Raw genomic sequence first — 12792 nt, 5'->3', positions numbered from 1 at the left:
GCATTGGGAGACTCGAAATGGCTCGGCAATACGAAGAAAGCAACAGCGCTGTCAAAACCCGCCGCCAACAGGAAGACCAGCGCCGCATGGCCTTCCGTCGCGCAATTGAAGACCGCTGCGATCAGCGCCAGTTGCAACAGAGCATCAGTGACTATCCGGAACTCCACTGGCAGGCGCCCGCAGCTGCCCAGCGAAGCGCTCAGCCAGCGCGCTGATTTGCAGCCGCTCGCTGCGGATAAAGCCCAGGAAGGCATGGGCCACCGGTGACAGGCGTTTGGCCTTGGCCTGCACCAGGCACCAACTGCGGTACAGCGGCAGTTCTTCCACCGGCAGCTCCTTGAGCCCGCCGGTGGCCAGTTCCAGGTTGACCGCGTGGCGCGTCAGCAGCGCCACGCCCAACCCGGCGGTCACGCACTCGCGCTGGGCCTCGGCGGAAGACACTTCCACCGTCTGGGTGAAGTGCACGCGCTTCTCCTTGAAGTACTCCTCGCACGCTATCCGCGTCCCGGAACCTGGCTCGCGCAACAGCAGCGTGTAAGGCTCCAGGTCCTGCAAGCGCAGCGGCCCTTGATGGCTCAGCGGGTGATCGCGGGGCGCCACCGCGACAATCGGGTTGTTCAGGAACGGCAGGAATTCCAGGCCCATGTCCTGGGGCACCATGGACATGATCACCAGGTCATCGCGGTTGTCCGACAGCCTGCGAATCACCTGGGCGCGGTTGACCACCGTCAGGTGCAGGTTGACCTCAGGGTGCTGGCGCTTGAAGGCGGCAAACAGGTGCGGCACGAAGTACTTGGCGCTGGATTCTACCGCCAGTTTCAGCTGGCCTTGCAATGAGCCCTGCATGTCGGAGAGCTGCATGTCGAGGTTTTCCAGGCGCCCGAAGATGTCTCGGCTGGCCCGTTGCAGCGCTTCGGCAGCTTCAGTCATATAGAGCTTTTTGCCGACGTAATCGAACAACGGCTGGCCGAGCAGCTCTTCCAGCTGCTTGATTTGTAGGCTAACGGCCGGCTGCGTGAGGGACATTTCCTCGGCTGCGCGGCTGTAGGAACGCAAATCACAGACTTCATTGAAAATCTGCAACTGACGCAATGTCATACGCATCAATGACTTACGCATTACTCAAGCACTCCCGCCGACCTCTGATGCGCTGACTATAAGTCTTTGCTTATACACAACCCAATTATTATTGATTTTTGTTAATCCCTACAGGGGCATAGTGTGTGTCTCGCGACTGGCTTGAAACATTTGGTCACGCGCCGACCCGGCTCCGGCGGGTCGAAGTAGGTAGCAATCGGCTCAAGGGAATTTCCAAGTGATAAAAAAGATCCTGATCGCCAACCGTGGTGAGATTGCCGTACGTATCGTGCGTGCCTGCGCCGAGATGGGCATTCGTTCGGTCGCGGTCTATTCCGACGCCGATCGCCATGCCCTGCATGTAAAGCGCGCAGATGAAGCCCACAGCATCGGTGCCGAGCCATTGGCCGGCTACCTGAACCCGCGCAAGCTGGTGAACCTGGCGGTGGAAACCGGTTGCGACGCGCTGCACCCCGGTTACGGCTTCCTCTCGGAAAACGCCGAGCTGGCAGATATTTGCGCCGAACGTGGGATCAAGTTCATCGGTCCGTCGGCCGAAGTGATTCGTCGAATGGGCGACAAGACCGAAGCCCGCCGCAGCATGATCAAAGCCGGCGTGCCGGTGACCCCGGGCACTGAAGGCAACGTTGCCGACATCGCCGAAGCCCTCACCGAAGGCGACCGCATCGGTTACCCGGTGATGCTCAAGGCCACCTCCGGTGGTGGCGGTCGCGGTATCCGTCGCTGCAACAGCCGCGAAGAACTTGAACAAGCCTTCCCTCGCGTGATTTCCGAAGCCACCAAGGCGTTTGGGTCGGCGGAAGTGTTCCTGGAAAAATGCATCGTCAATCCCAAGCACATCGAGGCGCAGATCCTCGGTGACAGCTTCGGCAACGTAGTGCATCTGTTCGAGCGTGATTGCTCGATCCAGCGCCGTAACCAGAAGCTGATCGAAATCGCCCCGAGCCCCCAGCTGACCCCTGAACAGCGCGCCTACATCGGCGATCTGTCGGTGCGCGCCGCCAAGGCCGTGGGCTACGAGAACGCCGGCACCGTGGAGTTCCTGCTCGCCGAGGGCGAGGTGTACTTCATGGAGATGAACACCCGGGTGCAGGTGGAACACACCATCACCGAAGAAATCACCGGCATCGACATTGTGCGTGAGCAGATCCGCATCGCGTCGGGCCTGCCGCTGTCGGTCAAGCAGGAAGATATTCAGCACCGGGGTTTCGCGTTGCAGTTCCGCATCAACGCCGAAGACCCGAAGAACAACTTTCTCCCCAGCTTCGGCAAGATCACCCGTTATTACGCGCCCGGCGGTCCCGGTGTGCGTACCGACACGGCGATCTACACCGGCTACACCATCCCGCCGTTCTACGACTCCATGTGCCTGAAGCTGGTGGTGTGGGCGTTGACCTGGGAAGAAGCCATGGACCGTGGCCTGCGTGCCCTGGACGACATGCGTCTGCAAGGCGTGAAGACCACCGCCGCCTATTACCAGGAAATCCTGCGTAACCCGGAATTCCGCAGCGGCCAGTTCAACACCAGTTTCGTGGAAAGCCACCCTGAGCTGACCAACTACTCGATCAAGCGCAAACCCGAAGAGCTGGCCCTGGCCATCGCCGCCGCCATCGCCGCCCACGCAGGCCTGTGAGGAATACAACAATGTCCAAGAAAATCTTTGTCACCGACACCATCCTGCGCGACGCCCACCAATCGTTGCTGGCGACCCGCATGCGCACCGACGACATGCTGCCGATCTGCGACAAGCTCGACAAAGTCGGCTACTGGTCCCTGGAAGTCTGGGGCGGCGCGACCTTCGACGCCTGCGTACGCTTCCTGAAAGAAGACCCGTGGGAGCGCCTGCGCAAACTGCGTGCGGCCTTGCCCAACACGCGCCTGCAAATGCTGCTGCGTGGCCAGAACCTGTTGGGCTACCGCCACTACAGCGACGACGTGGTCAAAGCCTTCGTCGCCAAGGCCGCCGTCAACGGTATCGACGTGTTCCGCATCTTCGACGCGATGAACGACGTGCGTAACCTGCGGGTGGCCATCGAAGCGGTGAAAGCGGCCGGCAAACATGCCCAGGGCACCATCGCCTACACCACCAGCCCGGTGCACACCATCGAGGCGTTCGTGGCCCAGGCCAAGCAAATGGAAGCCATGGGTTGCGACTCGGTGGCGATCAAGGACATGGCCGGCCTGCTGACGCCATACGCCACCGGCGAACTGGTCAAGGCGCTGAAAGCAGAGCAAAGCCTGCCGATCTTCATTCACTCCCATGACACCGCCGGCCTGGCCGCGATGTGCCAACTCAAGGCCATCGAAAACGGCGCCGACCATATCGACACCGCCATCTCCAGCTTCGCCTGGGGCACCAGCCACCCGGGTACCGAGTCGATGGTCGCGGCCCTCAAAGGCAGCGAATTCGACACCGGCCTGAGCCTGGAACTGCTGCAGGAAATCGGCCTGTACTTCTACGCCGTGCGCAAGAAATACCACCAGTTCGAAAGCGAATTCACCGCCGTCGACACCCGTGTGCAAGTCAACCAGGTACCGGGCGGGATGATTTCCAACCTGGCCAACCAGCTGAAAGAGCAGGGCGCGCTGAACCGCATGAGCGAAGTGCTGGCTGAAATCCCGCGGGTGCGTGAAGACCTCGGCTTCCCGCCGCTGGTTACCCCGACTTCGCAGATCGTTGGCACCCAGGCGTTCTTCAACGTGCTGGCCGGCGAGCGCTACAAGACCATCACCAACGAAGTGAAGCTGTACCTGCAAGGCGGCTACGGCAAGGCGCCGGGCACCGTGAATGAAAAACTGCGGCGCCAGGCCATCGGCAGCGAGGAAGTCATCGACGTGCGCCCGGCGGACCTGTTGAAACCGGAAATGACCAAGCTGCGCGGCGAAATCGGCGCGTTGGCCAAGTCCGAAGAAGACGTGCTGACCTACGCGATGTTCCCGGACATCGGGCGCAAGTTCCTCGAAGAGCGCGACGCCGGCACCTTGAGCCCGGAAGTGCTGTTGCCGATTCCTGAAGCCGGCGGCGTGGCCCGTGCCGGTGGTGAAGGTGTGCCGACCGAGTTCGTGATCGACGTGCACGGCGAAAGCTACCGCGTGGACATCACCGGTGTCGGCGTCAAGGCCGAAGGCAAGCGCCACTTCTACCTGTCCATCGACGGCATGCCCGAAGAAGTGGTGTTCGAACCGCTCAACGAGTTTGTCAGCAGTGGCGGCAGCAAGCGCAAGCACGCTACCGCGCCGGGCCATGTCAGCACGGCGATGCCGGGCAATATCGTCGACGTGCTGGTCAAGGAAGGCGATGTGGTGAAAGCCGGCCAGGCCGTGTTGATCACTGAAGCGATGAAGATGGAGACCGAAGTACAGGCGGCTATTGCCGGCAAGGTCACCGCCGTTCACGTGGCCAAGGGCGACCGGGTCAACCCGGGTGAAATCCTGATTGAAATCGAAGGCTGATCAACAGCCTTCGACACTACCGCTTAAACCTCGGGGGGGCATGTGCCCCCTTTTTTTTCGCCTGGGATTTGCCCTCAGGCCGCCACGGCTTCCTTGGGTTTGAACGCCACATAAGCCCCGGTTGGGGTGTAGATCAGCTCGGGGGTGTAGGCCTTCAGATTGCTGGTGACCGTGCCGAACTGGCCGTCAACCTGCCGGGCGTCAACCACCCGTAGCTGGCGCTCCAGAAGCTGGTCACTCTCGGCCGTGACGTCGATGTTCAGCGTGGCGTTGTTCAAGACGGCGCGGTTCTCGACTTTCAACGTGCTGTGGGCTTCATCCGTACCGACCTTGAAGGCCAGTGTCGAACCCTGTTCAAGGTGCAAGGTGTCCTTGACCCTGGTCTGCGACTTCGTGGCCGGGTCGAGCAGCAGGGTGCCCGCGACATTCAGGCTGCCAACGGTGCCACCTGCGTAGGTGCCGCCCGGGCGTACGTGCATCTCCCCACCGATTTGGCTTTTGTTGATCAGGGTCGCGTCGGTGTAGACCTCACCTTTCTGGTTGGCGGGCACGGGGCCGGTCAAGGTCCAGGCACCGCTGCCCACCCAGAGGTGTTGCATCTGGCTGGCGCCGTCAAAGGTGCCACCCTTGGCACTGTCCAGCAGCACCTGGTTGGTGCCGCTGCCTCCGTCGACGGCGCCGTCGAAACCGCCGCTGCTGCGCACAACCAACAGGTCATCGCCGCCGCCCATGTCCAGGGCCATGCCGTTGCTGCCTTTGATCATGCCGGCGTTCACCACCTCGTCCGCCTGGTTGCCCGCAAGTTTTATCCCGGTGCCCTTTTTGTTTTCGATAAGGCCCTGGTTTTCCAGCCAGACAGGGTTCTGGCCGGCGCTTGAAAGGCCCTGGGTCGTGGCGGTAGGCGAGTTGGTGATTTCGATGCCTCGCAGTGAGGTGCGGGGGCCGGTTTTGGCGTGGGGGGAAATCAACTGGCTGACCTTGTCGATATCCAGTCCTGCCTCATTGTTGAGGGTTACGGAGACGGAGGTGAGGTTTGCGCCGACGGGGGCGGCTGAAGGTGGGCGAGGCGCTACAGCCTCGGCCAGTGACCGGGTGCCGTAGGCCAGCAAGGAGCCCATGGAAGGAAAGTACGGGATTGTCGACGACATAATGTTCCGGCCTCTTGTGTAGAAAGAGACCGGAATGTAGCGAGCAAACCGGGTCGATGACTGTCAGGACCTGGGGCCGATACTTGCGGGATTGTTCCTCAATTCAGCGAGGTTAGAACGCCATCTGCCAATTGCCCATCAGTCCTTGTTGATGGCTGTTGTTGCCGACCTCGGCCGTATAGCTCAAGCCCAGGGTGTGTTGCGTCGACATCACCAGGTCGATCCCGGTGTGCAAGGCCAGGCTGTCGCGGTCCAGGGAGGTGCCGTCGATGCTGAAGGCACTGTTGAAGGTTGGCCGTTTTACCCAGGCGGAGGATTGGCGCACGGTGCTGCCCACGTCGCCGTAGAGATGCTTCCAGCCTGTGCTCAGGTGCGGTTTCAGGGTCATCCGGTTGTCCAGCTCAAACGCGCTGGCCATGCGCAGGCCGAAGGTGCTGCTGAGGTTTTCCTGAGTCTGGGTGCCGACGTTCAGCGCTGTAAAGCCACCTTTTTCGGTGTAACGATCGCGGTGATAGCGCTGGTAGCCGATACCGGCAAAGGGTTCGACACTGAAGCTGCCCCTGTCCAGTTGATAGCCCAGCTCGGCGAAAGCGTTCTGGCTTTGGGCATTGTATTTGCCTTTGGCCTGCTCGCGATAATCAACGAAGTCAACGTCCACGGAGCGCTTGGTTTGGCCGGCATGGCTGCTATAGATCGCACCCAGGCGCAGGGCCAGGGGCCCGTCCTGCCGCACTGCGTAACCACCAAGGTGCCAGCTGTCCAGATCACCCTTGAAACGTTTGGCGCTCAGGTCGCTGGCCGACTTGGCACCCATCACGCCCACCCGCCAGGCGTCGCTCGCTGCCCAGTCGCTACCCAGCATCAGGCCCTGAGTGCGGCGCTGCACGCCCACGCTACCGTGCTGTCCTTCGAGCTTGCCGGCGTCGCCCAGAGCCTGGAGCCAGACGCGGCCATTGCCTGTGCCATCGCTGACGTTGCGGTCGTCGCTCAGTTGGCGCAGGGTTGAAAGCAGGCTGGCGTTGAGCTGTTTCATACTGTCTTGAGTGGCGGTACCAAGGTTGGCGTTCTGACTGCCTGCCAGTTGCTCAAGGACCGCACCCACACGGCCTGGTGCCAGATTGCCGAGTTCCCGGGTGAGGCTTTCCAGTTGGTACTCTTGCCATTCGTTTAGCTCTCCCGACTCGAGAAGGGTATCCACGGCCGAGTCCAGGACGCGAGCGACCTGCTGGCCGTTGCGGGTGGTCGCTTGGTCGGCGAAGTAGAAGTCGGGAGTGGGCTCGGGTGGCTTGGGATACGGGCGGCCCTGTTGGCCGACCGCCGGTTGTGGGGTGAACCACTCGCTGTCTGGATCAATCTCCTCTTGCGCCTGGACGAATTGGGCGCTGGTGGCTCCCAGTGCGAAGATGATGGCGACAGCGAGTTGTTTCTGTAGGAGTGGCATCTAAACCCAACCTCTTGATGTATGAGGTCGGGAAATCTAGCGAGGTAAAGGGCGGATAAATGTCAGGCTATCCACCCTTCGTTTGCCGGAGATGTCTCTAGTGGGCGGCGATTAAAAACTCATTTGCCATTGCCCGATCAACCCATGATTGCGGCTGTTGCTGCCTATTTCGCCGCTGTAGCCCACACCCAGCGTGTGGCGGGCTGACAGGCCAACATCCAGCCCGGCTTCCAGCATCAGGCTGTCACGGTCCAGGGCGCTGCCTTCGACGTTGAACGCGGTGCCGCCCATCAGGAAGGCCTGGCGGGTGCTGCTGTCGACATCGCCGTAGGTGTGTTTCCAGCCGGCGCTGACCCGTGGTGTGAGGCTGATGCCATTGTCGAGCTGGCTCAGGTGCGCCAGGCGCAGGCCGAAGGTGCTGCTGACATTGTCCTGGGTTTGCCCGTCGACATGCAGGGCGGCAGCGCCGCCTTTTTCGTTGTAGCTGTCGCGGTGGTAGCGCTGGTAGCCGAGGTTGGCGAACGGCTCGGCGCTCAGGCGCCCGCTGCCCATGGCATAACCCAGTTCGGCGAAGGCTTGTTGGCTGTTGGCGTCGTAGTCACCTTTGGGGCGATCGTTGAAACCGTCGAAGGCCACGGTGCGTTTGCTGTCGCCTTGGTGCCCGCTGTAGGCGGCGCCCAGGCGTAAGGCCAACGGGCCGCTCTGGCGCATGGCGTAGATACCGGCGTGCCAGCTGTCGACGCTGCCATCGACGCCGGTGGTGTCCAGGTCGGTCTTCGAATAACCGCCCAGTACGCCCACGCGCCAGTCCGAATCGAGTGCCCAGTCGGCACCCAGCACGCTGCCCTTGGTGCGCTGGGTCAGGCCATTGCTGCCGTGGTCGCCGTCGAGCTTGCCGTAGCTGCCGATGCCTTGCAGCCACAGGCGACCCCGGGCGTTGGGGTCGTTGAGGTTGCGGGCCTCGGCGGGTACGCCGGTGGCGGCCAGTACGGGCGTATCTTTCTGATCGAGGCCCACCAGCAATCCTGCACCGCCGCCCAGTTGATGCATGGCGCTCAGCATGCTGTTGCCGACCTGGGCGCTGGCGCCGAGGGTGGCGCTGGTCAGGTTGGCAGTGCTGCTGCCCGCCAGTTGCTCGATGGCGGCGCCGGCGCTGCTGTTGGTGGTGTTGAGCAGGGCGTTATACAGCGGGTTGTTGTTGCCCAGGCTCGCCAGGGCGTTGGCGGCGCTGGTGCCGTTGCCGGTGTTGGCGAACTGATTGAAGGCAATGTCATTACGGGTGTAGGTCAGGCCAACCTGGGTTGGGCTGTAATTCAGGGTCGGGGTGAGGAAGGCATAGTCGCTGGTGACCTTGCCGAACGTGCCATTGATACTGCCGGCCTGCAGCACCGTGTAGTGGCTCTGCCACGGGTAGGTGCCGGTGCCGGGATTGACCGCCAGGGTCGCGCCATTCAGATAGGCCGTGCCACCGACTTGGACTGGAGCGCTGCTGCCGTCGGCATTCACGCCATAGGCCAGGGTCGAGCCGCTGGTCATGGTCAAGTCGCGGGTGATGCTGGCGGTGCCAAGTGCGGTGTTGGTCTGCAAGGTGCCTTTGACCAACAGGCTGCCGACGCTGCCGCCACCGGCATAAATACCGCCTTCATCGACGGTCACGTTACCGGCAATCCCGCCCTGGTTGATCAGCTTGGCGCTGCTGAAAATCTCGCCGCCGTCGCTGAAGTCACCGCTGCCGGTGAGGGTCCAGGTGCCTTGCTTTACGTCCAGCCATTCGAAGTTGCGGCTGTCGCCGAAACTGCCGCCCGAAGCGTCGTCCATGATCACGCGGTCATATCCGGTGCCGCCGTCCACTACGCCGACAAAGCGGCTGCCGCCGAGCAGGGTCAACTGGTCATTGCCGCCGCCCAGATCCAGGGCCAGGCCGTTGCTGCCGCTGATCAAGCCCGCGTTGACCACCGTGTCGGCAAACTCGCCGACGAACTTCACGCCGAAGCCGTCCAGGCCCTGGATGGTGCCATGGTTGATCAGGGTGGTGGCGGCCAGTCCCGGGCCGTCGCTGCCGTCGTCCACCAGGATCGCGTTGTTGGCGCCGCTGACTAGCGCGCCGACGCCGTTGAACACATAGCCGCCGCCGAGGGCGATGCCTTCACTGCCGTTGGCAAAGCCGTTCTTGTCGACGCCACCGGCGCCCACACCCTGGATGACGCCGTAGTTTTCAATGTGGGCGATCTTGTCGATGTCCACGCCGTCACCGTCGCCGTCTGGCTGCAGTCCTGAGAATGCGCCAGTGATGGTGCCGTGGTTGATCACCGTGCCGTCGCCATCGGAGCCAAAGCCCGAGCCGTTACGGCCGATCACCGTGCCGTAGTTGGTCAGCGTGGCGCCCAGGTCGGTGGTGATGCCGTGTCGGCCACCGGAGATGAGGCCGTAGTTGGTGACGGTCACGCCGGTAGCGGAGTCGATGTCGACGCCGTCGAACTTGTCATCGCGCGAGTGGGTGTCACCGGTGGAAATCTCACCGTAATTGGTGAGGGTGGCATTGTCGCCGGTTTTCATGCCGTCGCTGGCGTCGCCACGAATCAACCCGCCCTGGCGGTTGATGATAGTGGTGGTGACGTTGGGGCTGCGGATCGCATCCAGGTCCAGCCCTTGGCCGGTGGCGGAGCGAATGGTGCCGCTGTTGTCGATCAACAGGCTGCCGCTGGCGAAATTGCTGTCGATGCGCAGCGCGTCGTTGGCACCCTGGATCGCGCCGCCGGCGCGGTTGTAGATGCTGTAGTTGCGCGCGGCGGTGAGATCGCCGCTGCTGTCGATGGCCCGGCCACCCGTGGAGGTAATGCTGCCGGCGTTGTCGATTACCACGCCATTGCCGGTGGTGCCGTCCTTCAAGGTCACCGCGACTTTGGAGGTGGTGATACTGCCCGGTGCCGAGATCGTCAGCGAGTCACTGCCGCTCAGGGTTTGCCCGGTGGTGGTCGGTGTGTCGATCTGCAATGTCTTGGGCGGGGTCGGGGCTGCGTCAGCAAAGCCGCTGCCGACCAGCAGGCCGAGGGTGAGTGCGAGGCGCTGGGGTGACGGAGGCATGGCAGACGTCCTTGTTTTTGGAAAAGAGTCGACCTGTATAGCGGAGGTTTTTTACAGAATGATGGCGGGGAGGTTACTGAGGTGGTGCGTCGTTTGCGGGTTGAAGTCACCATGCTGAACCAAAGTCTATTTGCACGGATGTGCAAAATACCTATGCGTACTCTGGTGTATATCGAACACGGCGAGGGCAATCAGACGCTAAAGTTGTTGAATGCGGCATTCAGGCCGTTTGGGTTGAAGATGGGCGGGGTGAAGCTTCGTAGAGGCTCGTAGGAAAAGGCGATCATGAGATTTTTGATCGTGGGCAAGTATTTTAAGGTATAGCCGCTGGCATATAGTCCGCCGGTTGCTGATTCGTCGGTGACCGATCTTAGCCGGTCGAAAGCAAAGTGAGACCTCTGAACTTCAATTACGAGTCTTTCTTCATGCCCAACTACACCGCTCTTGAAAGTAATATCAGCTGTGACCCCGTCCTGTTCCTCTACCCCGATGCCGACGCCCGCGGGCTACTCGAAACCGCCACCCAGCGCATCACTTCGCCTCGGCGGCGCATCTGTTGTTGCAGGATGGTTGTGACGCCTTGCAGGCGTTGGGGTGGAAAGAGGGCAGGGTTGGCTGAGCACAAGGCCCGGATACGCTGAAGATACAATGTGGGAGCCGGGCTTGCCCGCGATGACGGTGTGTCAGTTAATACATTTTTGACGGATACACCGCTTTCGCGAGCAAGCCCGCTCCCACATTTGTCAGGGGGTGGCAGGGTGGCTTAGGTACGGCACTCCACCAGCGTTTTCAGTTGACCCGAACCCGTTTGGTTCTCATCCGACAGCCACCGCTCAAACCCCGCGCCAATCGCCGGCCATTCCCCATCCAGGATCGAATACCACGCCGTATCCCGGTTCTTTCCTTTCACCACCGTGTGCTGGCGAAACACCCCTTCAAAACTGAACCCCAACCGCTCGGCCGCATTTTTGGAGCGGGCGTTGGCGTTGTTGCACTTCCATTCCAGGCGACGATTGCCCAGCTCAAACGAGTGCTTGGCCAGCAGGTACACCGCCTCGGTGCTTCTTGGCGAGCGCTGCATCGGCGCGCCGAAGGTCACGTGGCCGATTTCGATGCGGCCTTGCTCGGGCACGATGGACATCAGGCTAAGGATGCCTTGTACGTCGCCGCTGGCTTTGTCGATCACGCTGAAGAAGTACGGGTCACTGTGGGACGCGTGGTTGTTCAGCCAGGCGTCGAAGGCGGCGCGCTCCGGGAACGGGCCGTAAGGCAAATAATCCCATAACGTCGGATCCGCGCCGGGGCCTTGCAGGGCATTGAACAGGTCATCGCCATGGCGAGCCGGGTCGAGTTTTTCCAGGCGCACGAAGCGGCCTTCGATGAGGGTGACGGTGGGCGCCGGGACACCTTTCCAGTCGGCCAATGATGTCGTCATGCTGTGCTTCTCCTTAAAGACCTTTGCGAAACTGGATAAAGCCGGGGCGTTCGGCGATGCGTTCGTAGAGCTGGATGGCGGTGGCGTTGGTCTCGTGGGTCAGCCAGTGGACCTTGCAGCAACCATCGGCCTTGGCGGTGGCGTAGACGAATTCGATCAGTTTGCGGCCGACGCCGGTGCCACGTTGGGCCGGGTCTACCAGCAAATCCTGCAGGTAGCAGGAGTTTTCGATGCTCCAGTTGGAACGGTGGTAGATGAAGTTAACCATGCCTACGGCCTTGCCATCCTGCCAGGCCAGGGCCGAATGGGTCGGCTCATTGGCGTCGATCAGGCGTTGCCAGGTGTTCTGGCTGACGGCGTCCGGCAGCTCGGTGTTGTAGAAGCGCAGGTAGGCTTGCCACAGTGGCAGCCACGCGGCGTGGTCGGCGGCGCTGACCTGGCGGATTTCGATCTGGCTCATGATGGCTCCTTGGGAATAAAGCGGGCGAGGGTCTGGTCGCGTACGTCGGTGCTGGCGGCCAGGCCTTCACGTACTCCGGCGATGTCCGCCGGGCTGCGGTTCTGGCTGAGTTTTCGTTTGCCTTCCAGGCGTTGGATCGGCAGGGCAAAGCCGACGATGGCTTTGAGCATGCCGTCGATGTAGTCGGCCGGGGCGTCGCTGACTTTCCAGGGTTGGGCGCGCTTGCCTTCATGGCGGTCGGTGAGGGCGCTGACCAGCTCGAGCAGGCGCTCGGCATCGGTGAACACTTCGCCGGTGCCATAGGCGTGTACCGCGATGTAATTCCAGGTCGGCACCACTTTGCCGTGTTCGGCTTTGGCCGGGTAGAACGATGGGCTGACGTAGGCCTCGGCACCGGCAAAAATCACCAGGGCCTCGCGGCCATTTTGCAGCGCCTGCCATTGGCTGTTGGCCTTGGCCATGTGCCCGTAGAGGGTGCCGTTTGGCCCTTCATCGGGGTTGAGCAGCAACGGCAGGTGGCTGGCTTGCAGACCTTGCTCACCAAAGGTCACCAGTTGCGCCAAGCGCGTGTGCTGGATCAGTTGCTGGATTTCGGGCAAGTCATCGAGGGCAAAGGCGCGTGGTGTGTACATGAAGATTTCCCTTGGCGAATGCTTGCATCCTAGGCAGGCTA

Annotated in this window: 11 protein-coding genes; 4 read left to right on the top strand and 7 right to left on the bottom strand. The window is 61.8% G+C overall.

The genetic code is table 11. The features are described from left to right. The first annotated feature begins 17 nt into the window (after window positions 1-17). On the top strand, window positions 18-215 hold the full coding sequence (locus tag D109_RS1000000134890; protein WP_081253237.1) for a PA3496 family putative envelope integrity protein: 198 nt from the start codon (window positions 18-20) through the stop codon (window positions 213-215). Here D109_RS1000000134890 and D109_RS0110100 read toward each other — a convergent pair. Continuing rightward, window positions 145-1119, bottom strand: a complete 975-nt coding sequence (locus D109_RS0110100; protein ID WP_026077866.1) for a LysR family transcriptional regulator — start codon at window positions 1117-1119, stop codon at window positions 145-147. The two genes, D109_RS1000000134890 and D109_RS0110100, sit on opposite strands and share 71 nt — an antisense overlap. A gap of 196 nt (window positions 1120-1315) precedes the next feature. Here D109_RS0110100 and D109_RS0110095 point away from each other — a divergent pair, with 196 nt between their 5' ends. Next, a complete protein-coding gene (locus tag D109_RS0110095) occupies window positions 1316-2731 on the top strand; it encodes an acetyl-CoA carboxylase biotin carboxylase subunit (protein WP_003213442.1) in 1416 nt (471 codons plus the stop codon). A gap of 11 nt (window positions 2732-2742) precedes the next feature. Then, the gene (gene oadA / locus D109_RS0110090; protein WP_017476773.1) at window positions 2743-4551 is read left to right on the top strand and encodes a sodium-extruding oxaloacetate decarboxylase subunit alpha; all 1809 of its coding nucleotides are present in this window, start codon (window positions 2743-2745) and stop codon (window positions 4549-4551) included. Window positions 4552-4625: 74 nt separating this feature from the next. Here oadA and D109_RS0110085 read toward each other — a convergent pair whose 3' ends face one another. The 3 genes from D109_RS0110085 to D109_RS0110075 all read right to left on the bottom strand — a co-directional run bounded on the left by D109_RS0110085 (window position 4626) and on the right by D109_RS0110075 (window position 10224). Then, a complete protein-coding gene (locus tag D109_RS0110085) occupies window positions 4626-5699 on the bottom strand; it encodes a hypothetical protein (protein ID WP_152416344.1) in 1074 nt (357 codons plus the stop codon). A 112-nt stretch (window positions 5700-5811) separates the two neighbouring features. Next, complete coding sequence (locus D109_RS0110080; RefSeq protein ID WP_017476771.1) at window positions 5812-7140, bottom strand: autotransporter domain-containing protein; 1329 nt, start codon at window positions 7138-7140, stop codon at window positions 5812-5814. Between the two features lie 111 nt (window positions 7141-7251). Further along, window positions 7252-10224, bottom strand: a complete 2973-nt coding sequence (locus D109_RS0110075; RefSeq protein WP_017476770.1) for an autotransporter domain-containing protein — start codon at window positions 10222-10224, stop codon at window positions 7252-7254. A gap of 33 nt (window positions 10225-10257) precedes the next feature. Here D109_RS0110075 and D109_RS1000000134885 point away from each other — a divergent pair, with 33 nt between their 5' ends. Continuing rightward, the gene (locus D109_RS1000000134885; protein ID WP_032868384.1) at window positions 10258-10497 is read left to right on the top strand and encodes a hypothetical protein; all 240 of its coding nucleotides are present in this window, start codon (window positions 10258-10260) and stop codon (window positions 10495-10497) included. Window positions 10498-10987: 490 nt separating this feature from the next. Here the strand turns inward: D109_RS1000000134885 and D109_RS0110065 are convergent, their stop codons facing one another. Genes D109_RS0110065 through D109_RS0110055 form a run of 3 tightly spaced genes read right to left on the bottom strand, consistent with a single transcriptional unit; the run spans window position 10988 to window position 12751 of the window. After that, on the bottom strand, window positions 10988-11659 hold the full coding sequence (locus D109_RS0110065) for a GNAT family N-acetyltransferase (protein WP_017476768.1): 672 nt from the start codon (window positions 11657-11659) through the stop codon (window positions 10988-10990). 13 nt (window positions 11660-11672) lie between these two features. After that, a complete protein-coding gene (locus D109_RS0110060; RefSeq protein ID WP_003213433.1) occupies window positions 11673-12119 on the bottom strand; it encodes a GNAT family N-acetyltransferase in 447 nt (148 codons plus the stop codon). Then, window positions 12116-12751: an FMN-binding negative transcriptional regulator gene (locus D109_RS0110055; protein WP_017476767.1), complete on the bottom strand. Its 636-nt coding sequence runs from the start codon at window positions 12749-12751 to the stop codon at window positions 12116-12118. The genes D109_RS0110060 and D109_RS0110055 overlap by 4 nt, the downstream gene beginning before the upstream one ends. Window positions 12752-12792 lie beyond the last annotated feature (41 nt).

Source organism: Pseudomonas sp. PAMC 26793, assembly GCF_000313235.1.
In the GTDB taxonomy this organism is placed as follows: Bacteria; Pseudomonadota; Gammaproteobacteria; order Pseudomonadales; family Pseudomonadaceae; genus Aquipseudomonas; species Aquipseudomonas yamanorum.
This window is presented reverse-complemented; position numbering and strand designations above follow the sequence as displayed.